This window comes from Paraflavitalea speifideaquila (genome assembly GCF_032395985.1).
GTDB classification, from domain to species: Bacteria; Bacteroidota; Bacteroidia; order Chitinophagales; family Chitinophagaceae; genus Paraflavitalea; species Paraflavitalea speifideaquila.
On record NZ_CP135920.1, the window covers coordinates 6,967,358 to 6,991,652 of the forward strand.

General features: G+C 46.5%; 22 protein-coding genes. 4 read left to right on the plus strand and 18 right to left on the minus strand.

Going from position 1 to position 24,295, the window contains the following annotated elements; all coding sequences use genetic code 11:
- Positions 1-378 precede the first annotated feature (378 nt).
- Genes RS881_RS47865 through RS881_RS47875 form a run of 3 tightly spaced genes read left to right on the plus strand, consistent with a single transcriptional unit; the run spans position 379 to position 3,373 of the window.
- On the plus strand, positions 379-1,377 hold the full coding sequence (locus RS881_RS47865) for a hypothetical protein (RefSeq protein WP_315817290.1): 999 nt from the start codon (positions 379-381) through the stop codon (positions 1,375-1,377).
- Complete coding sequence (locus RS881_RS47870) at positions 1,377-2,951, plus strand: glycoside hydrolase family 28 protein (RefSeq protein WP_315817291.1); 1,575 nt, start codon at positions 1,377-1,379, stop codon at positions 2,949-2,951. Before RS881_RS47865 ends, RS881_RS47870 begins: the two co-directional genes overlap by 1 nt.
- Positions 2,888-3,373: an LBP/BPI/CETP family protein gene (locus RS881_RS47875; protein WP_315817292.1), complete on the plus strand. Its 486-nt coding sequence runs from the start codon at positions 2,888-2,890 to the stop codon at positions 3,371-3,373. The genes RS881_RS47870 and RS881_RS47875 overlap by 64 nt, the downstream gene beginning before the upstream one ends.
- A gap of 85 nt (positions 3,374-3,458) precedes the next feature.
- Here the strand turns inward: RS881_RS47875 and RS881_RS47880 are convergent, their stop codons facing one another.
- The 15 genes from RS881_RS47880 to RS881_RS47950 all read right to left on the minus strand — a co-directional run bounded on the left by RS881_RS47880 (position 3,459) and on the right by RS881_RS47950 (position 19,199).
- Positions 3,459-3,812 (minus strand): beta-xylosidase family glycoside hydrolase, encoded by a 354-nt coding sequence (locus RS881_RS47880; RefSeq protein ID WP_350340029.1) that lies wholly within the window; start codon positions 3,810-3,812, stop codon positions 3,459-3,461.
- Positions 3,813-3,817: 5 nt separating this feature from the next.
- Positions 3,818-4,087, minus strand: coding sequence for a beta-xylosidase family glycoside hydrolase (locus RS881_RS47885; protein ID WP_315824843.1), 270 nt, complete (start codon positions 4,085-4,087; stop codon positions 3,818-3,820).
- Positions 3,991-5,103 carry a glycoside hydrolase 43 family protein gene (locus RS881_RS47890; protein ID WP_315817294.1) on the minus strand — a complete coding sequence of 371 codons (1,113 nt, stop codon included), beginning with the start codon at positions 5,101-5,103 and terminating at the stop codon, positions 3,991-3,993. The genes RS881_RS47885 and RS881_RS47890 overlap by 97 nt, the downstream gene beginning before the upstream one ends.
- A 32-nt stretch (positions 5,104-5,135) precedes the next feature.
- Positions 5,136-5,834 (minus strand): T9SS type A sorting domain-containing protein, encoded by a 699-nt coding sequence (locus RS881_RS47895; RefSeq protein ID WP_315817295.1) that lies wholly within the window; start codon positions 5,832-5,834, stop codon positions 5,136-5,138.
- Positions 5,825-7,240, minus strand: coding sequence for a flagellar hook protein FlgE (locus RS881_RS47900; protein ID WP_315817296.1), 1,416 nt, complete (start codon positions 7,238-7,240; stop codon positions 5,825-5,827). The genes RS881_RS47895 and RS881_RS47900 overlap by 10 nt, the downstream gene beginning before the upstream one ends.
- Positions 7,241-7,260: 20 nt before the next feature.
- Positions 7,261-10,071 (minus strand): pectinesterase family protein, encoded by a 2,811-nt coding sequence (locus RS881_RS47905; protein ID WP_315817297.1) that lies wholly within the window; start codon positions 10,069-10,071, stop codon positions 7,261-7,263.
- Between the two features lie 199 nt (positions 10,072-10,270).
- Positions 10,271-10,885, minus strand: coding sequence for a rhamnogalacturonan acetylesterase (locus RS881_RS47910; protein WP_315817298.1), 615 nt, complete (start codon positions 10,883-10,885; stop codon positions 10,271-10,273).
- A gap of 155 nt (positions 10,886-11,040) precedes the next feature.
- On the minus strand, positions 11,041-12,408 hold the full coding sequence (locus tag RS881_RS47915) for a pectate lyase family protein (protein WP_315817299.1): 1,368 nt from the start codon (positions 12,406-12,408) through the stop codon (positions 11,041-11,043).
- A gap of 35 nt (positions 12,409-12,443) precedes the next feature.
- Positions 12,444-13,985, minus strand: coding sequence for a DUF5123 domain-containing protein (locus tag RS881_RS47920; protein WP_315817300.1), 1,542 nt, complete (start codon positions 13,983-13,985; stop codon positions 12,444-12,446).
- Positions 13,986-14,030: 45 nt separating this feature from the next.
- Positions 14,031-14,465, minus strand: coding sequence for a hypothetical protein (locus RS881_RS47925; RefSeq protein ID WP_315817301.1), 435 nt, complete (start codon positions 14,463-14,465; stop codon positions 14,031-14,033).
- Positions 14,466-14,497: 32 nt separating this feature from the next.
- Positions 14,498-15,013 (minus strand): RagB/SusD family nutrient uptake outer membrane protein, encoded by a 516-nt coding sequence (locus RS881_RS47930; protein ID WP_315817302.1) that lies wholly within the window; start codon positions 15,011-15,013, stop codon positions 14,498-14,500.
- Positions 15,010-15,861, minus strand: a complete 852-nt coding sequence (locus RS881_RS47935) for a RagB/SusD family nutrient uptake outer membrane protein (RefSeq protein WP_315817303.1) — start codon at positions 15,859-15,861, stop codon at positions 15,010-15,012. The genes RS881_RS47930 and RS881_RS47935 overlap by 4 nt, the downstream gene beginning before the upstream one ends.
- Before the next feature lie 16 nt (positions 15,862-15,877).
- On the minus strand, positions 15,878-17,383 hold the full coding sequence (locus RS881_RS47940) for a SusC/RagA family TonB-linked outer membrane protein (protein WP_315817304.1): 1,506 nt from the start codon (positions 17,381-17,383) through the stop codon (positions 15,878-15,880).
- Positions 17,380-18,363, minus strand: coding sequence for a SusC/RagA family TonB-linked outer membrane protein (locus RS881_RS47945; RefSeq protein WP_315817305.1), 984 nt, complete (start codon positions 18,361-18,363; stop codon positions 17,380-17,382). The genes RS881_RS47940 and RS881_RS47945 overlap by 4 nt, the downstream gene beginning before the upstream one ends.
- Positions 18,312-19,199 carry a carboxypeptidase-like regulatory domain-containing protein gene (locus RS881_RS47950; protein WP_315817306.1) on the minus strand — a complete coding sequence of 296 codons (888 nt, stop codon included), beginning with the start codon at positions 19,197-19,199 and terminating at the stop codon, positions 18,312-18,314. The genes RS881_RS47945 and RS881_RS47950 overlap by 52 nt, the downstream gene beginning before the upstream one ends.
- A 313-nt stretch (positions 19,200-19,512) precedes the next feature.
- Here RS881_RS47950 and RS881_RS47955 point away from each other — a divergent pair, with 313 nt between their 5' ends.
- Entirely contained in the window at positions 19,513-20,547 is a 1,035-nt protein-coding gene (locus RS881_RS47955; RefSeq protein WP_315817307.1) for a LacI family DNA-binding transcriptional regulator, read from the plus strand.
- A 43-nt stretch (positions 20,548-20,590) separates the two neighbouring features.
- Here RS881_RS47955 and RS881_RS47960 read toward each other — a convergent pair whose 3' ends face one another.
- The 3 genes from RS881_RS47960 to RS881_RS47970 form a co-directional block, all read right to left on the minus strand.
- Positions 20,591-22,324 (minus strand): glycoside hydrolase family 9 protein, encoded by a 1,734-nt coding sequence (locus tag RS881_RS47960; RefSeq protein WP_315817308.1) that lies wholly within the window; start codon positions 22,322-22,324, stop codon positions 20,591-20,593.
- Positions 22,325-22,359: 35 nt separating this feature from the next.
- Entirely contained in the window at positions 22,360-22,485 is a 126-nt protein-coding gene (locus RS881_RS47965) for a hypothetical protein (RefSeq protein ID WP_315817309.1), read from the minus strand.
- A 145-nt stretch (positions 22,486-22,630) separates the two neighbouring features.
- Positions 22,631-24,286, minus strand: a complete 1,656-nt coding sequence (locus tag RS881_RS47970) for an alpha-L-arabinofuranosidase (protein ID WP_315817310.1) — start codon at positions 24,284-24,286, stop codon at positions 22,631-22,633.
- Positions 24,287-24,295 lie beyond the last annotated feature (9 nt).

Below are 24,295 nucleotides of genomic sequence, written 5' to 3' on the forward strand. Positions count from 1 at the left end.
CGTTGTATAGAAGTTAAATATAGCAGCCTTATGGTAAAAACCCTCTTTTATTACTTTTTGGCAGCATTATTTTTAGTCTGCTTTACCCAGGATATTTTGGCTGTGGGAAGGAATGTTTTATCGCCCGTTTTTAGAAATGTTTTCACCAGGAGGTCTTTATCAGGTTTTACATTTCCGGAGGCTTATTGTTAGTATCTCTACAAAGGAAGCAGACAAAGGACTTAAAAATTGTACTTTTCAGACAGGGCGAAGGCTGCCCGTCAATTGCCGGGCGCAGGCAGGGTTGTATGAGCCGGACAATAATACTGATCAATAAGACAATTAAGCTGAAAAGTACTCCCTTTATCCCCTGTATCTTTCAGGTTAGGACTATTTATTATGAATATCTATATAGCACTGACAAGTTTTTTATTGACCGGTTTACCTGCTGTTAATATGGCACAACAAAACCCATTGGCCGATAAATCAGGCATCATTGCAACGCCGGGAGCTACGCATATTGCTCGTATAAACAGTGATACGGTTGTAGTAATCACTGGCAGTACTTATTCTTTTACAGTTGATACACCGGAAGATCAGGGACTGGTATCTACCAATCCGGGTATAGTAACGCTTTTGCGGGAAATAAGGTCTAAGAATGGGCATACACAACAATATAGTATAACAGACCGCAACGGGACAATAAAAACAGGGGGACCCATAGTGTCAGGCGATCGCCTGGTGGTGGCTACAGAGGATGGCAAGCAACCCCAAAAATATTACCTAAGGCTGCAAACCGGGGCGCTAAATGGTCGCCTTGACCTGGAACGAAGTAGTATAACCTTAAATAGCCCTACCAGGCTGGTATTGCGCTATACAGCCGGACAACGTAGTCCTGATGTTAGTGTAAGTATTACAGTACCTGCAGGTATTGAGGTAACGATGGAAAATACCACTGTGAATGTAATTGGCCGTGGTCATGTTTTACTAAAAGACCTGGCCACCCAATCTATTGGCCGTGTAGGCTCAAATTATTCATATTCCAAAGTTGGCGCTGTAGCCCTTACCAGGTTGGCCAACGGCAGTACAGCCATCCAATTTAGCCACCTGGACCTTCGCCCAGCCAATGGCTCCGACCTTGAGTTGAGGATCAATGATGTATTGGTATCCAAAGCAGGCGCATATCGTTTCCAAGGCACCTATACGACTTCCAGTCCGGAAGTACTTACCAGCGTGGGTGGAGTAACTGAAACAGCTTTCCTAAATACCAGTAACCTTATTACTGATTTTGCCAGGATCGCTGATAAAAAGCAATCTTACCAGGAAGCCGCTGCAGCCATTACCTCGTTACAATTTACCTGGACCACAAGCCTGGCTCCCACTTCCCGGTTCAACTGATGCAATCCACTGACCAGGGAAAAAGCTGGAAGCCTGCCCAAGCCACTATTGACGCCCGCAAGGGAAAGGCTGGTATTACAGGTTTGCAACCCAACCAATTTTATCATTTCCGCTTACAAGTAAAAGAAGGTGCGCACAAGGGGTACTCCAATATCGCCGCTTATTATACGGGTAAAATGGACATCCGGCAATTTGGTGTAAGCGGCGATAGCAGTCAAGACCAAACAGCCGGCATCAATAAAGCCATTGATTCCTTATACCGTCTTGGTGGTGGTATTTTGTTATTCAGTAAAGGCATTTATTCCATACGCACGGTACACCTGAAAAGCAATGTATGGTTATATATAGATAAGGAAGCGACTTTGAAAGCGATCAAAGGAGGCGACGCACCGGAAAGCACCTGGTTCAGTGACCGGAAATACCGTTCGGGCCTCTCTCCTACTGATCCGGGGCCCTATGCCGATCCAGAGAATTATATGACGAAGCAGGATGTAGGACACCATTATTTCAGGAACGGAATGTTCTTTGCCGAAAGGGAAGACAATATCAAGATCGTTGGCAATGGCCTCATTACGGGCGATGGCAATTTGGTAACGAGCGATAAGGTGATGAATAATGCACCTGATAACCGGGTAGATAAGATGTTTGTATTCAAGTTGTGTACAAATATTGAAATAGGCGGACTACAGCGTTCAGAAGACCTTTGGTATGATGAAGGTAAAGATGAGCCTTACTATATTAAAAAAGACGGCAGTAAGGACTTTGATACGGGCAATATGCTGCAGATAGACCGGGCAGGGCATTTTGTACTGCTGGCCACAGGCACAGATGGCATTTACGTACACAATAGTTATTTCTCCAAAGCCCACCAGAGAAGTGTACGGGATATATACGACTTCATGGGCTGCAATAATGTAACAGCCATTAATATTTATTGTAAAGTAAGTTCGGATGACATTATAAAGCCGGGATCGGACTGTTCACTGGGCTTTACGCGCCCGGCCAGTCATTATATGGTACGCAATATTATTGGAGATACCAATTGCAACCTGTTCCAGATAGGATCGGAAACGGCTGATGATATCATGGATGTGCATGTAGACAATATTTATATATTGGGTGCCAATAAAGCAGGGTTTTCTATTTCTACCAACGATGGGGCACATATCAAGGATATACACCTCAACTGTGGCCATACAGGGCCTATTCATTCGCGTTCTAAAATGTACCGGGCTACTACCCCTTTCTTTATCTCTATTTCCAACAGGGGCCGCATTTTGGGAGCTACGGTAGGAAAATATGCTTTTACTGAAAATGGTGAAAAGCACAATGAGTTACTGGTAAAAAATGTAAACATTGGGCAGGTTGAAAATATCATCCTGAACGGCATTGATATTTTTGAAGTATACAGTGGCAGTTCGTATAGCGGCAAACGCTGGAAGGCTTATGATGGCAGCCAGAAAAAGCCAGTCCCATTATTGCGGGTTATAAACTGCCCGGCGCAGCGGATATGGAAACCAAGCTGGACTTTACCTTACCCAATGGTCAGCATACCGGGTACATCAACCATGTAGTATTCAACGATGTGCAAATATTGGTAAAAGGCGGTCACCCTTTGTCGGATACAGCACAGGTAAGTCCCGAACTGGGTGTGGGGCAATACAATGTATCCAACCTGAAAATACAACCATCTTATGGGCTGTGGGCGCGGCATGTAAAGGCGCTTTCAGTAATAAATAGTTCTTTTAATTATGAACAACCGGATGGGCGTTATGCGGTATACCTCGAAGATGTATTAGGTGCACAATTGTCAACTATAAAGATGATGCGTGGCAAGGACAATGAGACGTTGATCAAACTTAAAGGATCGACTGACATAAGTGTGGAAGGAGCAACTTATTACCCTACATCATGGGGCAATACACCTATAGATATGCCCCGTATCACTCATACAACGGGCAGTAACGCCATTAGCTTCCCGGCCAAGGGCCAATAAGGACAGCCAAGAGTAAGGTAGCTGGCCCAGGCCGGAGCCTTTTCCTGCTGGTCTGGATAATCCCGATAGCTATCGAGAATACTCACTATTCCAATTTATCTACCCGGAACCAATCAATATCGACAAAGCCGGCATCATTGATCTGAGTGGTGCGGGTACAAAACAATCCTGTTTTGGCACCAATCCAGCGTCCGGGTACAGCCTGGAAATCGGCTTCGATAGTAGTATAGGTATTACCATCCAGGCTATAGGCAAAACGGTAATGAGCGCCAGCTCTTACCTGTAAACGGATATAAACGGTGGCGGTTGAATCACCCAGTTTTGTAATTACTTTTTCAATTTCAGGATTTCCCTTCTGCGCATCGCGGCAAGTGCCAGCTACCAGCCAGATACCATCTTTCTTGCTTTTTAAAGCAATGTTGGCGTAGCTCTGCCCCATTACGATCAGACCGGCTTTTCGTTCTCCAATTTGGAGTTGGGTGTAAATGAAAGTTTGGTTGTTGCTACAAATTCTTCGGCCGGCCATTTTTGCAATAATATATTGGGAGCATCCCAAAGGTTTTTGGCCGAGTCGGGCATCTTATCAGAATAAAGGCGCAGGCTGCCTTTGGCTGTGTTCATAAACCACCAGGTAGCTTTGGGATTGGCCTGCCATTGCCATTGTAAACCCAGGCTTCGGGTATTGAATTCATCGCTTTCGGCAGGAGTAGCCAGGGGATAGGTTTTGCCAACAGCTGGTTTCTTATATACCAATACCGGTTCTCCTTTGCCATCCCCTCTTTGTCCACACCGATCACTGGCCAGTTGTTGATCCATTTCATCGGCTGCAGATGCACCACTCTTCCATAAGCTTCCTTATCCTGGAAATGCAGGAACCAATCTTCTCCGGCAGGCGTTTGCACCCAAGCACCCTGATGAGGTCCATTAATGGGTGTGGCGCCCTGCTCCATCACTATCTTCCGTTCATAAGGACCATAAATATTCTTAGACCGGAGTACCAGTTGCCAGCCGGTAGATACGCCACCTGCAGGGGCAAAAATATAATAGTAGCCATTGTGCTTATACAGCTTGGGCCCTTCAATGGTAGCATCCAGTTCATGCCCATCATATACCAATACGCCTTCGTTGATAACCTTGGTACCGGTGGCCTCCATCTCCTTGATCACCAGGAGACTCTTAATGCCGGCGCGACTACCCGCATAAGCATGGGCCAGGTATACCTTACCACCCTCATCCCATAGGGGACAGGGGTCGATCAATCCCTTTCCCGCTTCTACCAATACCGGATCGGTCCAGGGTCCCTGGATGCTTTTTGCCCTGGTAACATAAATGCCAAAATCAGGATCGGGATAATAGATATAGAATTCTCCTTTGTGGTATCGGATGGCCGGCGCCCAAACACCATTGCCATGTTGAGTTTTGGAAAAATGATCAAAAGGAGGTTGCCGCTTTAAAGCATGGCCAATGATCCTCCAGTTTACCAGGTCTTTGGAATGCAAAATAGGTAGCCCAGGTACGGCATCAAAACTTGAAGCAATGAGGTAATAATCATCACCCACGCGTATGGCATCGGGGTCAGAATAATCAGCATTAATAACGGGATTCTTATAAGTGCCATTTCCATTATCAGCTACCCACACTTTTGAAAGCGGGAAGGTGGTTTGGGAGAAACCGGTATGGCCGATACTCAACAAAACAGCAGTGAGACAAAGGGCTAACAATACGCGCATAGTTATATTTTATAATTGCTTCACAAATTTCATTAAGACTTTTCATTCAACAAACGGTATTCTACAAAATATACACCGGCAGGCAATGCACTGATATCAACGCTGGTGCTGTTTTCCGAAGTCCGGGTATAATGGGTAGCTACTGTGGTACCTTTTATATTGTACACATATAACTTACCAATTGTATATCGTTTTGGATGGTATACTACCAGGAAGTTATGGGCAGGATTGGGGTAGATGGTAAAACCCGGACGGGTAGTGCCTGCTACTGGTATGGACATATTGGCCAATCCGCTGGTAGTAATGGTGAGGGCGCCGGTATGCGTGCCTATGCTTGCTGCGTTCAATCGTACCTGCACATTCCTGGTAGCCACGACTCCCGTTACCGGTGTAAAGACCAGGGTACTATTACTGCCAAACCAGGTAATGCCATCCATGGAAAGCTCAAATGGATCAGCGGCTTTAATAGTAAGGTTGCCGGTAAGGTACTGGCCTGATACAGGAAGTAATTGTATGGCAGATGGCGTACCCAATGTTTGTGAAAAATGGCGTAAGGCATCGTTCACTGAAATGGCAGGCGGATTAACAGTGGTACCCGACAACGGCATCTGAACAGCAGTAGCTCCGGCCGTTGTGTGAATAATATTGCCACTGTAATTACCAGCCGTCGCTGCATTCAGGCGCACCATGATGGTGATATCAATAGTACCATTGGCAGGTGTTACAACCAAGGGGGTTGCAGCGGGATACCAATTTGTATTATTAATGGATACCTCATAGGCTTCCGGGGTGTTACCGTTATCACATCTGTCAGGTTTGAACCTTTCACTGTGAAGGTTTGCGATGCTGAAGGATTGCCCTTTGTTTGGGAAAAAGGAGTTAATACCGAATTAGTAGTCAGGGAGGTGATATTGTTGGTTACACCCAAATCCGCAAAAACAGTGAACCCTGAAGCGGTTGCCAGGTAAGGATCGGTAAGTGTACCTGTACCGGTAAGGGATGCATGGGTGTTTTCCCACGTGGCGCCGGTATACCGCATCAGGCTAATGGGTTTGGAAGCATCGAAAGCAGTGGCTTGCGCTGGGGTTAACCAGCCTAGCGAAATGTCAACCACACTTTCACCAGGTATTTCTTCTGCAATAGACCATTGCCTGTTCACTGCCTGCAAAGGAGCAGCGGGTGTATGATCAAAATTGGTTTTAACGCCGACCGAAAAATTATCAACACTACCCGTATTGGTAATGACAACAGGATTATAACTGATATCGGAGGTCCCTACTGGAAACAAAACAGGAGTAGCACTTACGGCGCGTTTTAAGGCGCCTGCTCCTTCAGTAATAAAATAGTTGGCGCCCAGGTTGAGGTTGCTTGTTTTGGTAGCATCTACCAATCCACCATTGGCAATGGTGAGCACTACTTTTCCATTTGCAGCCCCTGGCGTACTATTTACGGTATTAAAGCCAGAACCTAATTTTAAAATTCCCGCATTGCCCACCTGGATTGCTACTACCGAAGCGGCATTATTGGAAAAAGGTACCGCATGGGAAGTAGCGGTGGTAGCGCTCAAATCCAACGTGCCATTGATGAGGTAGGTATATTTTCCACCGGGATTGGGTGTGGGGTTGGGAGTAGCATTGAATGAACCTGCAGGATGGGTCAGTTTAACCGTCTTACCTGCATTGATGATATAAGTAACTATTTCGGCATTGGTATTGGCTGCATTGTTGTAATAGGCTGTGAAGCCACCACTATTGTAGGAGATACTGATATCCTGGTTGAAGGTAACGGTTAACGGATTGGGGTTGGGATATAGGGGACGCAGGCGGGTAATCTTGGTAAGGCCGGTTCCGGTGATCAGTACGGAGGCGCAATTGGCCGTAAACTCCAGGGTAATAAAATCATCCGGATTGGCATCGCCTCCCAGCAGCCCATTGTTCTTGATCACCACGGATGCAGCAGCGCCAGCACCTACCCGTAAAGTTTGGGATCCAGGGGTGCCGTAACCGCCATTGCTCTTTAATATACCGCCTTGTTCAATGGTAAGGTTATGAACGTTCTTTAACCCATCCAGGATTACCGTATGACCTGCACGAATGGTAACATCTACTGAATTGGGGGCTATACCCTTATTTTGCACTACCCAGCTGGAGGAGGAAGCTACATATTTTCCCAGATCGAATTGGCATTGGCGCCATTACCACTGCTGGCATTGGTCCAAAAACCTGAAGCCACAGAACGGAAATCGCCATCCAGCGGCGTAAGGGTATTAACGGAGGCAATATAGCTATCGTGTGGGTTCAGGCCGGTACGGGATGCCTTTACATAATAGAAATAGGTAGTTCCTGCTGCAGGCAAAGCATCATGGATACTAAAAGCTACAACAGAATCAGGACCACCCATAACCTCATTGATCTTGCTGAAGTTGATGCTGTCCGTACTCCTGTACAATTCATATTTTACGCCGGCATAAGGCCAGCTCAGGTTCCAGCTGATATTCGATTGATTGGCGCCACGCTGTACCCGCAAATTCGAGATGGCCAGTTCAGTAGATGAGCTTCCGCAAAGGAAAGTTGACAAAGTACAGGGATCCCAGTTTCCCAAAATGGCCGGCAAGGTATAGGCGGCCGCTTCGGCATCTGTTAGCTGTTTTGACCAGGCAACGCGATTACTGGTGTTGACCAGGGCGCCATCCCATTGCTTTGTCTTGTATTCGGCATAGGAGATCACACTGGTATTGGTGCCGGGATCCCAGGCACTCCAACCTTCAGGTTTGATGGAGGAGCCCATTACAGCATTGATAAATACCGTTTTGTTATGGGCTCTATTGGCATCATTATTATCATTTCCATTTTGCCAGGGACGGGCCAGGGTATAATTGGTAATACCCCTGTTTTTAGTAATGCGACAACCCAGGAACACATACCCATAAGCCTGTCCTTGCGGGGTATTGGCAGCCGTTATATATCCACCGCCTGAACCATCTACCCGATCGCGCGGATAAATAACACAGGAATCAAACACGGCAATGGATGAGCCGAAAATGAAGTCGGTATTGCCATCAATATAGCAATGTTTAAAGTATTGTCTTTTTCCATTGCCATTGGCCAGTACCGTATCCTGTCCGCCAATGAAACGGCAACCTTTGAAAGCACATCGATCACCACTTATATTAATGGCTACGGCTTGTGGACCATCGCCGGAATAGCCGGTGGAATTTTCAAAAGTAATGTTCATGGCCATACAGTCGGCAGCACTGATGGTAATGGTAGCAGAAGTGCTGGTGCCAATAGGAGTGCCGTTGACTACTTTACCGCTGTAATCATCCCAGGTTATGATCGTATTGGCAGCACTTTCGCCTACCAGGTGAATGAAGGGCTTATTGGAAGGAATATTGATCTTTTCCTTGTACTTGCCATTTTTGATATAAATAATGAAAGGAGCCGTTCTGCCGGTTGGCGCCGCATCAATGGCCGCTTGCAGGCTGGTATACTGACCCGTTCCGTCCTTGGCTACGATGAGGTTGGCAACAATGCCTGTCAATGGGTCAGTACCTGCAACGAGCGAATTGAGGTAATTCTCCAGGTTGGTGTAGCCATTGACTGCAATGGTACCCCGGTCGTTGGCGTCATTGGGATTCAAACCATTCGTGGTTTCCCACGCATTGGGCATCCCATCATGGTCATCATCAGCTGGTGGGGTGCCTGCAGCCAGCGTGGGCCAGGCTGTAACGGTTTGATCATAAGGCGTGCCATGTGGATAGCCGCCCTGTACATCGATCACCCTGCCCGTTCTGTTCTTTACATCGTTAATGATGCGTTGGTCCAGCGTATCCCTTTGGGGCAATAAGGCGCCTGCCTTCTGTAATACCAGTTGATAGGCTTCTGTAGCCGAATGAGTAGCAAGCGGAGCAATATCAAAAGGCTGATCCACCTTCGACAAATTGGTATCAGCCAATGTGCCGCCAGCCATGGCGATGCCTTTCCAGTTATTGGCCGTAATCTCAGTCGACCCATCCACGTAATTGCCATTGACATATACTTTGGGATAAGGCAGGGCCGATTTGGAAGGATTCATGATCATATAGCGGTTGGCAACACCGCTGGTAGTGCTTGAATTGGTGGAAGGTCCGGATTTATAATAATTGCTGACTACATTATAATTACCACCATCGCCGCCATTGGTACTGTAAGAGATCCAATTATAGATGACATTGTTACGGAAATCGGCATTCTCGGTTCCTGCAGTGGCAGGCGTATAGGTACTACTGCCGGCAAACCGGGGCGCGCGGCCCTTTACATGCGCAATGAGGTTGTGGTGGAATGAACCGCGCTTAGCACCCCAGATACCACCATAACCATGTTCCTGATAATCCGTGCCCCCGGCCTCAAAATGGTAGGAGTAATTGAGTGGTTCAGATACAATGCTCCATTGTATGGTTAAGCTATCGCCCCGGTAAATAGTTAGGCATTCATCGGAACTCCAGCTCACGGAGCAATGGTCGATGATAATGTTTTTCCCTCCCAGGTTACCCAATACATCATCACCTCCACTTCCATCAACCTTTCCCTTGTCCTGGTTCTTATCGCCCATACGTATTCTTAGATAACGCAGGATTACATTATCGCCGCTGATGACTACCGGATGGTCAGCAATGCAGATACCACCACCCGGAGCCGTCTGTCCGGCGATAGTAGTATTGCTACGAATATTGAGTTTAGCATTGAGGTGTATCGTGCCTGCCACCCTGAATACAATGGTACGATGAGGGTAGGTAGTTTGGGAGGCTTGTAAGGCATGGCGTAAACTACCGGGATTGTTGTCATCATTGAGGTTGGTTACTTCAAAAACGGCAGTAGGCTGGGCTGGTGTGCCCCGGCCACCGGTTGTAAACCTGCCTGCTCCTTCGGCACCCGGAAAAGCAATGATTTGCGCAGTGGCAGACAGGGTAGCCACCAGTAGAAGAGCCAAACACAAGGAGGCAGTTATTCCTGTCTGAAAATATTTTTTTAATGGTGTTGACCAAAAAGTCCGCAAGCAGGTTGAACGGTTTTCGGGTTGAAGGGTTGAAAAGGAAATGGAGGAAAGTAATGTTGTGTTCATATGAGGGCAATAGTTTATAGTGCTGACCGGTGGATCAGTTAAAGCAGGATTTCATCCGGTATGTATATTATTTTTTAGTTGCGGGTTGTACTATTCTTTCTGCCAGTTCCAGTTTCAAGGTTTTTACTTCAGCCAACACTATTTCAGCCACCAAACGGGCGCCCAGTTCATTGAAATGCGTGTTATCGTCTTTTCCTTCAGGATAATTGGGATGTTCTCCAGGTTTCAATTGAAGAAACAGGAGTTTGGAATTTTCAGGACCAAAGGATTGTAGCAATGCCTGGCTTTTACGGTCAAGATCTATGAGGGGAACACCTAGTTCCCTGGCGGTGGTGCGCACAATTTCCGCATACACTTCATGGGTGCCCTCTATTTGGTCGATGGCATTGAATTTCCGGCGGGCCACCGGTGTCAGCAATACCGGCAAAGCATTTTTGCTTTTGGTATCAGCCACATATTTCAAGAGGTTGTTCTTAAATTCAGCTTCTGTGGTATAGCTAGCCTTGGTGTTTACTTCATCGTTGTGTCCAAACTGGATGAACACGTAATCACCTTCCTGCAGATCATTCACTACAGGCTGCCACCGATTCTCGGACATGAAGGTGCGGGTGCTCCTGCCATTCTGTGCGCGGTTATCTACGGTAACAGAAGAGTCAAAAAATAAACAAAGGGCATTCCCCACCCTGTTTCAGGATAGGCCTTCACCTGCTTGACAGACATGGTTGAATCGCCAATGAGGTAAACCCTGATCTTCTTTTTAGCAGGGTAGGCAAAAGCCAGGAGCATCACCGCATAAACGATCAACAGCCTACTATCTATTTTATTGTGCCAGTTCATTTAGGTAAACTTCCAGGTTAGTGTATTGTTTGTGCAGGGTAAACAGATTAGCATCCTTGCCATCAACAGCATTAAGACCATGTATTTTTCCCAGGCATCAGGCATACCATCTTTGTCTGTATCCTGGGGTGCTGTGGTTGTTTTTAATACAGGCCATGCGCCTGTAGTCAGCTCATAGGCCGTACCATGTGGAAAACCACCTTGCACGTCTACAAAAGCGCCGGTTCGGTCTTTAACACTTTTGATAATACGCTGATCCATGGTGTCCCTTACGGGCAAGTTGGCCCCTGCTTTTTGTAGTACGCTTTTATAGGCTTCTTCGGCCGACTGCTGATTGATGGCCACATGATCAAACGGAGCATCTAACCTTGCAATAGCTATATCCTCTTTTCCATCACCTACCTTCACACCCAGCCAGTTATTGGCAGTTATGTCGGCCGCGCCATCTACATAATTGCCCGCTACATAAAACTTACCAAAGGGTATCTCCTTTCCCTTGAAAGGATTTAGTAGCTGGAATTTCACTTTGCTTCCGGTAGAAGGACCGTATTTGTAATAGTTGTTTACAATATTGTACCGGCCGCCTTCGCCAGCATGGGTATTGTTATGCCCCCAGTTATAGATCACATTATTGCGGTAGTCAACATTTTCTTCCGGGGCATTGCGTATGCCATCAAAGCGGGGTGTACGGCTATTACAATGAGCCAGGAGGTTGTGGTGTGCCGACAGATGCCGGCCGCCCCATATACCACCATAGCCATGGTGTTCATAATCTTTATCACCTGTTTCAAAGTGATAACTGTAGTTGAGGGGCTCTGCAATAAGGTTCCACTGCAAGGTAGAACTGTCGCCCGCATACACCGACAACACTTCATCGGTACTCCAGCTCAGGCTGCAATGATCGATGATGATGTGTTTACGGCGTGTACCACCCAAAGCATCGTCGGCCCCATTCCCATCCACCATGCCGCCACGCTGGTTTTTATCGCCCATGCGAAAACGCAGGTAACGGATGATAATATTGTCACCTGCCAGTAACACCGGGTAGTCGGCCAGGCAAATACCATCACCAGGCGCCGACTGGCCAGCAATAGTAACATTGGGCGCGATATTGAGGCGACTGTTCAGGTGAATGGTGCCCGATACGGCAAATACAATGATACGGGGCATCTTGGCCGTAACCGCCTCCCGCAAACTACCAGGGCCGGCATCTTCCAGGTTGCTCACGATAAATACTTTTCCTTCTCTGCCGCCTGTTGCATACCGGCCAAAACCTTCAGCTCCGGGAAAAGCAATTGATTGAGCCATGGTACAATTGTACACCAATAGCATTGCAATAACAGTGATGGTACGGGTTGATGAAATCAAATGGGTAGCTTTAAAATGTTTGTAAAGAATGAATGTTATTTCCTCCACCTGGGATCGCCTGTGGTGGCTCTTCCAGGGAAGGTATTGTCTTTAAAAGTAAAATCACCATTTATTGGATCGTTCCACAACTGGAGCGCCGTTTTACTATAGGCCGTCAGGTTCGGTATTGGATTGGATGCGGCAGCATAATCAAATGTGCTGTAATTGTTAGAGGCATCAATGGTAGTAGCAGCGCCTGCCCTGATACCACGGCCCGTGGTATTGCCGGCATTGCTTTTACCAATACCAATAATGCAATTGCGCATGGTAATACCCGCAGTGAGGTTGGTGGAAGCATAGTCAATTACATAGTTACCACCAAAAGGAGCTTCATTAATGGTACAATCTTCAATGAGGGCCGTTTTGCCACCCGCAGCACTGGCAATGATCTTCTCTGCCTTATAGATGGTACTTCGCCTGATGGCGATATTTTGAGCAGTAGTGGCGTTTTCCAGGGCCACTACAGAATAACCTGAAATGCTGTCAATGATACAATCCGAGATATTGATATCGCCAATGGTGCTGCCATTCCTGATCCGTAAAATGCCCCTGAGCATTTCAACCTGGCAATTTTCAATATTGATCTTGCCCACATTGGCAACATTAGTAGCATTCACTAAATAGTGGTTGGCATAACTATTGGCAGCGCCACCCTTTATGATCACATTGCGGAATACGAGAGAATCAATATTGGAACCTGTTTCAAAATTAAAATTGCTGGTAAAAGCAATGGTAGCCCGGAGAGCAATAGTGAGGTCGTCTCCACTGAGCAGGGTTACCGTTTTAGCCAGGTTCACTTGTTGATCAACAAGATAAGTCATACCCCGTTGCAACAATACAATACTTCCTGATGGAATATCGGGCAAGGTATCTCTTAAAATACTCGTAGCTGTAATATTGCGCAGGTCAATGACTGTACCAGCAAATGGCTGTTTGGTGGTAAAGTTGGCCCACCCGCGAACAGCTGCACCACTGTAGAGGAAAATAATGTGTTGGGTATTGGCCGCCAGGGCTGGAATGATCTTGAAACCCTTGGTCACATCATCATTGGTTAATGGCACTTCCTTCACCAATGAGCTATCGGCCCACTTTAATATTTTAATGGAAGTGACAGCTGCACCACTGGTTGTCCAGCTTACTCTCACTGCTTCATCAGAAACATCATTGATACCGGGGGTATTAAGAATGGTAGGAAATTTGGGTGTTTTAATAATACCCAGGATGGACCACTTTGAATTGTACACCGTATCTTTTGCGTTGGCGCGTACCTGGAATTGATAGGACTTTTCCCATTCCAACTGTTCAAACAGATGGGCCGTGGTATCTACCTGCAGGGTTTGTAAAATGGTCTTAAACGTATCCTTGCTGATGGCGATGGAATAAGATTCGGCGCCCTTAATAGCCTGCCAGCTCACCTCAACCCAATTGCCTTCCGATACCAGGGCGCCCTTTAGTACAGGCCTGAAAAGACGTACCTCTTCGTCCAGCTTATCTTTTTGCAGGCAGGGAGGAAGGCCATTGCCAATAAGCAGGCGCAAATGAACCGTATATAGAAAAAGTTAGTTTGCATGGTGGTTGTTTTTTTAGTAGCCATATCCGTCATTTTTCAAAGCACCCTGGCTATTGGTGATTACTGATGAATGGAGGGGAAGAATATACCGTACTGCAGCAACGCCTGCATCATCCTTATACCCTCTCCAGGTTCTTACGATAAAATCAGCAGGTCCATTGGTAGTGGTATTGCGCATGGAACGCAACCAGGCTACGCGAATAAAACCATTGGGATTATCACCTTTGGCCGGAACATCGACTACAGGAGGTTCAACCAGCGGTTTCCTGTATTTATTAAAATAAACAGCCTTATTATCTGCCTTCTTATAATAGAGGTAATCGGGCAGGTTGGCGTAGGTGCCGGTACCAGCAGCATAAGCATCGGCGCCCATATCGGTGAGGATGGTTTTCGCTTTTGCCACCTTTTGACCGAAATTATTCCAGCGTGCCAGGTCATATTTACGCAAGCATTCTCCGCCAAACTCCCAGGCCCTTTCATCTACGATCGCTTCAAAAAAGCATTCTTCCCGCTTTGCGCAGCAATATAGTTGTCGACTTTCTCACCCCAGTATTGGGCATCAAATGCCCGCTTGCGCACTTTAGCCAGGGCATCTTTTGCAGCAGGGGTTGGACCATTATTGATCTCATTCTCTGTTTCTGCCAGCATTAGCAACACATCACTATAGCGCATCAAGGGCCAGTTAATGCCTGTACCTTTTGCAGAGGCGGGGCCAGGAGCGCTTTTCAACCACAAGCGATTCCATTTGCCCGGGGCAATAGAACCCGTTGCTACGGGCAATTCCTGTAAAGCAGCATCGTAATAGTTGATAGAGCAGGTTATTTCCAGGCGTTTATCCAGTGTATCGAAGGAATAGTAATAGCTGGGAGGCAGGCTTAAGTAATTAGAACCCGATCCATAGGCATGACTGCCTGCATCCACCCGTACGCCATTGCACCAACCCACATCACCAAAACCGGGATGGAAAGCCACTTCATACAGCACATCATCATTCAAGGGGTTACACCCTGGCACTCATTGTAGAATATCTTTTTGAAATCGGGGTTAAGCGTATGGGGCTTTAACTCCATGAGCTTCTTACAATAATCGTTGGCGATCTTATAGTAATCCAGGAAATCCTGCTTTCTTCTCATTTGCATATCAGGATACAACCAATACCCACCACGCATTAAGGATAGACGAGCGATCATGCCTATTACAAATTCGCGGTTGATGCGCTCAATACCAAAATCCAGCTCACTGGCCCATTGCATACCAGGCTCTACCTTGCGCAGGTCGTCGATGAGGAAATTAAGAATGGTATCACGGCCGGTACGGGGCAGGTAAAAATTATCACCCGCCCTGGTAGGAGTTGTTTTAAAAGGTACATCGCCCCAATGGTTCATTAACAAGTAATACCAGAAAGCACGCAGGGTGGCTGCTTCGCCCAATAACTGTTTCATAACCGGATTGCCGGCTTTGAACAAAGCACTGCTGGATATCCCTTCCACACAGTCATTGGCCCTGTTGATGGCGCTATAGGCATTGTTCCATACCGTTAATAGATCGTTATTGGCATCTGTAGCTTCAAATGACCATATATCACGGCGGGAATTATCGGGTGAGGCGCCTACACTGCCTACCTCTATATCAGAATTGCCGGTAAAGTTGTTGGATACCCGGGAAGTAAAAGCATCCTGGTTAAACAATGCATAAACAGCATTCACCGCTTTTTTGGCATCCGCTTCGTTGCTGTAAATATATTCCTGGGTAAAAGATGATTCATATTCCTTGTTCAGGAATTTCTTGCAGGAACCTGCTACCAGGGGCAGTATGGCAAGGCTATATAGGACGAATCGTTTCATACTATTAATTTTCAGTTTAGACAAAGGCAGTTAAAAAGTAACGTTTACACCCACGGTATAAGTCCGGCTCTTGGGATATCCCGAAAAATCTACACCGGGTGTAAGCGCCTGGTACCCCTGAGTTGCGCGTAGCGCTTACTTCAGGATCATACCCCGTATATTTTGTCCATAAGAAAGCATTGTAAACAGTAGCATATACTCGGAAGCGCTGCATGCCAATCTTAGAGATCAATTGTTTGGGGAGTGAATATCCTACGGTGATATTGTTCAGGCGCAGGAATGAACCATCTTCCACAGCCCAGGAATGGAATACGGGAGAAGCAGTACCCATAGAGAATGGCGACCAGATCTTTGCATCCTTATTCAACTCAGCCAATTGCTGCAGATCGGTTACCAATGCACCGTTGGCATTGATGTATTTATAGCGGTCGTTGGAGTTCATGGTATTGAGCATATTGCCATAAGAGTTCCTGTACAACATGTTCAAGCTGATCTTACCGGTATTATATACATCATTGCCGTATACGTAATTGAAGAATACCGAGGCATCAATGCCTTTGAAGGTGGCATTCAAGCCAAAACCGCCGCTAAATTTAGGCATGGCATTACCTATCACCTGGCGGTCCTTATCGGCGGTAATAACGCCATCTCCATTCAGGTCTTTCAGTCTTAATAACCCTGGCCGAAGGCTAAGACCTCCCATCAAAGCGCCCACATTGGCCACTTTATCTTTCAGGGTATATGTATTGGTGGCAGGATTGTAGGATTGAAAATCATCGGAAGTATAAAAACCATCCGTTACAAAGCCATACATCAACCCAACCGTTTGCCCTACAATAACACGGTAATCATCCTGCGCCTTCAGGTCGGTGCTGGCCCAGTTGGAATTCAACGTCAACATATTGGCCGCTCCCAGTGCATCGATCCGGGAAGTATTGGTGCCGAAATTAAGTACCGCACTCAACGTGAAGTCTTTCTTGGTTATCAGATTTGCATTCAACCCCAGTTCAATACCCTTGTTGGAGGTTTGTCCAATATTGATCATTTGGGAGGTATACCCGGTTAATTGGGGTATGGGTTCCTTTACCAATAACCCCTTGGTGGTATTCCAGTAAACATCCAGGCTACCTGTTACCCTGTTGGCAAACAAGGAAAAATCAAGCCCCATATTGCGGGTAATCGTTGTTTCCCATTTGAGAGAGGGGTTGGGTAATTCACTGGAAGCAAAAACATAATACGGATTGGCCACATCGGCAAAACCAATGGTGCGCACGTCAGAGATCATATAGGTTGTCTTCCAGCGGTCGAGATCTATACGGTTGTTACCCGCTTCACCATAGCTGGCACGTATCTTCAGGTCGTCGATAAATCCAAGGGATTGCATGAAATCCTCTTCCGAAACACGCCAGGCCACAGAAACAGAGGGGAAATAACCCCATTGATTCTGCTCGGCAAACAAGCTCGATCCATCAGCACGGAAGGTAAGGGCTGCCAGGTACTTGCCTTTATAGGCGTAATTCACCCGGCCAAAAACGACATCAGGGAGGAGCCCATCAGGTCGTTGGTCGACATCCTGTCGATGGTTCCCAGCGCCATATTGGAAAATAACTTATCGGGCGAAAGGCTGGCAGCAAAATACTTGGCCCGCATGAACTTAGTAGTGCCACCGGCATCCATCATCTCGTGACCAGCCATCACGGTAAAATTGTGGTCTTTCCAGGCTTTGAAATTATAAGTGAGGGTATTGGACCAGCGATATCCATTCCTCGAAAGATCGCTGATCTCGCCCAAGGGTAAGTTGCCTCCAACATTACGTGATTCGCCAGTAAGGGGGCCATAATAGCGACGTACTTCTTCCTGCACCCGGTCGATGTTGAAATCAGACCGGAAGGAAAGTCCTTTCATGATATTCCAGGTAAGGGCAGCGCTTAAATTAAGCGTGTGGTTGACTCTTCGGCGGTAATCCTGTTCGGTGAGTTTGGGAGGACTTACCAGGCTTTTGAGGAACTGCTCATAATCATCCTGGTCGTTGGATATTTCATCCGGCACGATCTGATCGGCCAGCCCATTTACAGGGCGGGTGGTAACGGCATCCGAAACCCGTACACTGGAACCACCAGCCGTACCGGCACCCAACGTAGTAGCCTTGCTGTAACGGGCGCCCACATCCAGTTTTAATGCTTTTGATACTTCATGGTTGAGTTTAAAGCTCAGGTAATTTCTTTCATAAGAAGAACCGGTCATCAACCCTTCATCTTTATTGTTCGTAAAGCTTAAATTCATTTTCGTCTTATCCGTACCGCCGGAAATACTGATATTGTGCTGGGTGGAAGTGGGTGGCTTGCCAAATAGTTCTTCCTGCCAGTCGGTTCCTTTCTGCGCCTTGTACAATTCAAGGTCTTCATATACACCAAATAACTTCTGGAATCCTTCTACTTCAGACTGGCTTCTTAAGCGGGCGTATTCGTATTGTGCCAGAACAAATTCATAGGGCGACAGCACATCCAGTTTGCGGGGAAGGCCCTCTTTTGTCCAAATCCATTATAAGAAATAGCAGTTTTACCCGCTTTTGCTTTTTTGGTAGTAACGATCACTACCCCATTGGCGCCACGTGCGCCATAAATGGCCGATGAAGAAGCATCTTTCAATACATCAAAGCTCTCGATATCAGTAGTAGCTATATCGTTGATATTATCTACGGGAAAACCATCTACAATAAAGAGTGGTGAATTGTCCTGTGTTACAGAGCCGCCACCCCGTACACGAATTACGATCTCGGCACCAGGCTGCCCATCCGTAGTGGTTACCTGTACACCCGGAATACGCCCGGTGAGTGCTTCCGCAGCACTGGCCACTGGTATCTTTTCCAGCTCCTTGCCCGATAAAGAACCAACAGCCCCGGTAAGGTCTTTTCTACGGGAAGTACCATACCCAATCACTACCACATCATCGAGGGTACTCTGGCTCTTTTTCAGGCGCACAGTGATTGCCTGACCATTGTTACTAACCTGGATCGCTTGTGAGGCATAACCGAGGTAGCTGACGGTTAGCTGGCGTTTTTTGTCGGAGGCAGGAAGGTTCACCGTAAAGCGCCCCTGGGCATCGGTTTGAGTGCCAGTAGCAGAACCCGCCAGGAGAATGGTTACGCCCGGTAAGGGTAAACCAGTACTATCGTCCAATATGGTTCCTTTAACGGCTTGTGCCTGTGCAAACAGGCTTTTGATGCAACAAATAGCAGCAATAGCATCAACAATCTTTTCATACAGCAGTTTTTTAAGTGAGAAGTCGGATCGGTTAGGGATAAAATAAGTTAGGTATAGGCCCGGAAAGGGCCTCATTCACGTTGATAAATGTCAAATTGATAATTAATATTTTCAGGCCGGGTGCGCAAGCATACAGGTAAGTATGCTTTTTGGGAAAGGATCACAATGGGCATAGCAAGCAATTTTATCGTTAGTTAATAGCACAACAATGCTATACAGATTTTCAGGAATGCCGAAGACTTTGAAACCTTTTATTTACGCAAACGTTCCCGGCAACGATGGCGTAGTGTCAAAATGACAAGTTAGTGTTTTACAAGGCTCTACAGGAAAAAAAGTGTATCTTAGTGACCTTCTATCAAAGGCATCAAAATAAACCAACGGCAGGCATATGAAATTTGAAGCAGTTACCATAAAAGATATTGCCAAAGCGCTAGGAATATCTACTTCCACTGTTTCAAGGGCCTTGCGTGATAGTTATGAGATCAGCCCGGAAACCAAACAGTTAGTACTGGATTGTGCCGAAAAACTGAATTACCGTCCCAATCCCATTGCTCTTAGCTTAAAGGAAAAGCGCAGCCGTTCTATCGGGGTAGTCGTATGTGAAATAGCCAATAACTTCTTTTCGCAGATCATTAATGGTATTGAATCCATCTCATACGACCGTGGGTATAATGTAATTATCTCCCAAAGTCATGAATCTTATGAACGGGAAGTGATGGACCTGCGCTACCTGGCATCCCGGTCGGTAGACGGGCTGCTGATCTCCGTTTCTACAGAAACCAATGATATCAGCCACCTGAAAGCCCTGCACGAAAAGGGCTTACCCATCGTTTTCTTCGACCGTATTACAGAAGAGATCAATACACATAGTGTTATTGTTGACAATTTTAAAGGGGCCTATGAAGCTACCGAGCACCTGGTACAGAATGGTTATAAGCGCATTGCAGCCATTGCCAACTCCGAATTCCTGTCGATTACCTCCGAAAGACTGTCCGGATACCGCGAAGCCCTACTGTCCAATGGCCTGAAGCCCGATGAAGGTTATATTAAACATTGTTTCTATGGAGGCATGATCTTTTCCGAAATAGAAGAGGCTGTTAACAAGCTATTTACGCTTAAGCAAAAACCAGACGCCATTGTAACCATGAGTGATAAGCTCACCAGTGGCTGTCTTAAAACACTCAAAAGGCGCGGCCTGCGGGTACCCGATGATATTGCCCTGGTAGGTTTCTCCAATTCAGATATAGCCGAATTGATTAGCCCTCCATTGACGGTAATACGGCAACCAGCATATGAAATAGGCAGAGATGCCACTGAATTGTTGCTACAGTTGATTGAAAGCAAACGCCCGGTGAAACAATTTGAGAAAAGAACGCTTACCCCCGAATTACAAATAAGAGAATCTTCACTCCCGAAGAAATAGGCTACAACCTCATAGGTATATTTCACCGATTTACTGGCCCTGGTTAATAACCGGCCTTTTTACTCAATGCCTCCATAGCTGCTGCGAGGTATACAGCAGGTGCATTCCAGTTAATGGCGATCTCATTGCTGGCATAGGAACAATCCTGATCAGTAAAAGCGGTTTCAGGTTCAGTATACTCATATTTACAACGATCCTGCCTGCCGGGATTGGGGCCCCCAGACAATAACCCCGGCACAGGATCGGTGATGCCATCCGCCACCGAAGGGCGGTGGTGGGGATGCATTACCGGGTAAGTACCGATGCCTGTTACAAAAGAATATCCGGTAGCATTACGCCCTAACAAGTAATCAAGGTTCGACAAGGCATAATCCAGGTATTTTTTATCTTTCGTAAGCAGGTAAGCATTGATGAGCAGGATACCCTGGTTGGCAGCTACAGAACTGCTACCCCATACAAAATCCTGCCTATACCTTCCCATTACGGTACGAAACGCATTTCCATTCACCGGGGTAATATATCCATCGGCAAACTGCAGCAGCCTTTCTTTGAGTGCGGCCATAATAACCGCGCGGTTAGCCGGCCAATTCTTACCGCTCCTTAGGAGTGTATAATAACCCAACATACGTACATTGGCCCAGGAAGGAATAGAAAGCGCCGCACCTAACTCTTTGGAAACAACGCCATAATAGGAGGTATCGCTCGTGCTTACCCATAATTCAGCAGCAGCCCAGCACCATTCATCCGTAAAACTCCTATCGCCATATCCGCCGGTGCTGATCACTGGTGTAAATTCCTTATTTATTTTGTCCTGGTCATACACTATTGCCGGATATTGTACCGCCCATTGCCAGGCACGTTTAGCAGCATTCAGACAAGAGTCTGACAAACCTGGCAACTGCTTATTAAACGGCTTACAAATACGTGCCGCCTGTGCCATTACGGCCGCAAAATCAAGGGTAGCTGCAGTTCCTTTCTGCACTACATAACGCGGCGCCTTCGTTACACCCGGCATTACCATGCCATCGAAAGCTGCATTGGTACATTTATTATATACACCTCCATCCACCGGATCCTGCATGGTCAACATCCAACGCAGGTTATACAATACTTCATCCAGCAGGTCAGGAATCCGGTTAGTACTTTCCGGGATATTTGTTTTCAGGGTATCGAAATAGGTAGTAAAATCTTCATACGCCGATAATAAAGTCCCCATGGTGATACCACTGTTCACGATGTATTTGTTATAATCACCGGCATCGTACCAGCCGCCAGGTGAAGATATCAACATACCAGCAGGCCGTTTCGCAGATACAGCAGACGGATGGATGGCTACAGCCGTGTCTGGATGACCCGCCGGTCGATGCCATTTACCGGCATATTTATCTTGCAGGATCATAGATACCCGCTGGTAATAAAAACCTTTTAATAAGGCTACACTACTTGTGTGATGTGCATGGCTCGCAATAGAAAATACATAAGAGGACGGCATGCCAGGTACCGCCAACCTGAATTTGCCTGTTTGCCGGAAAGCACTGAAATCCGCCACCCGCGTTTGCAGGGATGAGTTGGAAGAGGATAGCAAGTCACTCAATACACCCTTGTACAGGGTATCGCGCTGCCCGGCATCAACAATATAAAAATCAGTAGCCTTTATTGCACCTGTAATGGCAGCCAGTTTTGGGGCCCTTGTATAATATCCTTCCTGGTTAATTCGGATGGCATTGGGAGTAGTTTGCGCTTGCACCAGGCTTCCGGAAAGTAAGCAGGTACTCAACAGAACTGGTTGAATAAGGTACATGATGTAGAAATTTATTGTACTATGATCTTTTTCGTTGTATTTCCTTTGGGAATAATTACCTGTAGGTGATAAGCGCCCGCCTGCAGAAAACGGCGTAGGGAATAGGTTTGCAAGCCTCGTACCTGTGTTTCATACAAAAGCTGCCCCCTTTATTCAATACCCGTAAGGTTAATTGTTCAGCAGGAGAAAAACCATTCAATCGTACTGTAAAATTTCCGTCATCCGATGGATTGGGAAATACCTGTACCAGCCTATTTGCCGGGTCAATATCGGTAACACCCGTTACACTGCTTTTTCTACCAATACAAAAGTAGCCGAACGGGGAGGAATGCTAAGCCTAATATCATTTTCACAAAGTGCCGAATTGGCTTTCAGGTCTACATAATTGGAAGGCCCTCCGGCCACACCTGTAGGGCCCATACCATTTACTATTACTTTACGTGAGAACTCGCCATTGTCTGTATCACCTGTCAGTGTATACCAGTAATACCGATTACCAGGCAAAAAGTTTTGAAAGTTCAGCTTGACCAGTTGAGTTCCCGTTCCTTTGTTAACGAGTACTATGCCCGCCTGTCCCGAACTAAAAGTAGAAGCATAGCTCACCACATCATTGTTGCCAGTTACAATAGAAGCAACCATTTGATCACCAAAATATTTCCTGAAATAATATTGATGATAAAAAGAGGGCCTTGGCTCCCAGGCAGCAGCACCTGGCTCACCGCCCTGACTAAAAGTACCATGATCGTTGCCATTGTCCCAGCCATTGGCCAGGTCCCAGCGGGAAGCCTGACCGTATTTGTTTTTAATTAATTCTCCCAGGGTCAGGGTAGCATGGAGACCATTGATATGGGATACCATTTGTTTTGATCCGACAGCAAAAATATTCCACTCCGTCAGCGCAATTGGTTTTAGTGTTACCCCAGCTTGCTGTGTGGTAGTTTTCATCCAGTTCATCATACCCTGGGTTTCTGTGGCTGCAGTATTGAGTATTACACTGGCCGAAGAATTCTCATTGAAGGGAGTATAGTAAGAATGAACGATATAAAAATCGGCCGCATTGCCAGCCTTACTGAAATACCCACTATTCCAGGTCCTGTCGACCGGGTTCCAGGAATTGATGGCATCATATTGGATCAGTTGCGCACCGATATAAATGGTAACTCCTTTTTCCGTAGCAGCCTTTTTCATGGAATCGATAAATACCTTAATATGCTGTCCATATAGTTCGCCACTGATAATTCCGGGTTGACCGTCTTTGTTTTTTGTTATATCAATTTTATAACCAGCCTGCCAGGGGCCTGCATCTTCATTCCCTATTTCCCAATACTTCGTACGCCCATTATCATAGCGCACCCAATCGGCTGCCAGGTGGGCTGCCTGTTTTACAGGATCGGCGCTGGTGCCATAGCGGGCATAACTGTAATTGACGGTAATAATTCCGGTATTGCCAGTTTGCTGCAACATAGCATAATAATTATCCAGCGAAAGCGTCCAGGCAGCCGCATTCTTGCCATACCAATAACCAGCCACTACTTTTTTCCCATCCGAATCATATAGGGAATCTGGCACATCCGCCGGAGGCGTATTGGGCAAAGCATTCCAGAAATAAACGCTGCTGATATTTCCTCCCGGCATACGGATAATATGGGGCGCCAGGTTTTTAATATGATCCATCAATACCGGTTCTGTTACAATCTGAGTCATATAAGGATTGGCATTGTTGCCAAAAAGATGGCGCGATACTTTGTTGACCAAATTATTAACATCTACCGCTATTGTTACTGCCGGTGTACCAGTAGGTTTAGCCACATTATTGAAAGCAGGGGCAGTGATAGTGATAGGTTGCCAGTCATCGAGGAAAAAGCCTGGGTCCTGGGCATATCCCAGGACCCGGCACATGCCTGTCAACAACAAAAAAGGATTATTCTTTTCACTCAATAGTTTTAT

Excerpts from the sequence above, each read along its gene's own strand:
- RS881_RS47935 (WP_315817303.1), bottom strand. The coding sequence starts at position 15,861 with ATGAAACGATTCGTCCTATATAGCCTTGCCATACTGCCCCTGGTAGCA.
- RS881_RS47880 (WP_350340029.1), bottom strand. The coding sequence starts at position 3,812 with ATGGGGCAGAGCTACGCCAACATTGCTTTAAAAAGCAAGAAAGATGGT.
- RS881_RS47870 (WP_315817291.1), top strand. The coding sequence starts at position 1,377 with ATGCAATCCACTGACCAGGGAAAAAGCTGGAAGCCTGCCCAAGCCACT.
- RS881_RS47865 (WP_315817290.1), top strand. The coding sequence starts at position 379 with ATGAATATCTATATAGCACTGACAAGTTTTTTATTGACCGGTTTACCT.
- RS881_RS47875 (WP_315817292.1), top strand. The coding sequence starts at position 2,888 with ATGGAAACCAAGCTGGACTTTACCTTACCCAATGGTCAGCATACCGGG.
- RS881_RS47950 (WP_315817306.1), bottom strand. The coding sequence starts at position 19,199 with ATGAGGCCCTTTCCGGGCCTATACCTAACTTATTTTATCCCTAACCGA.
- RS881_RS47890 (WP_315817294.1), bottom strand. The coding sequence starts at position 5,103 with ATGCGCGTATTGTTAGCCCTTTGTCTCACTGCTGTTTTGTTGAGTATC.
- RS881_RS47955 (WP_315817307.1), top strand. The coding sequence starts at position 19,513 with ATGAAATTTGAAGCAGTTACCATAAAAGATATTGCCAAAGCGCTAGGA.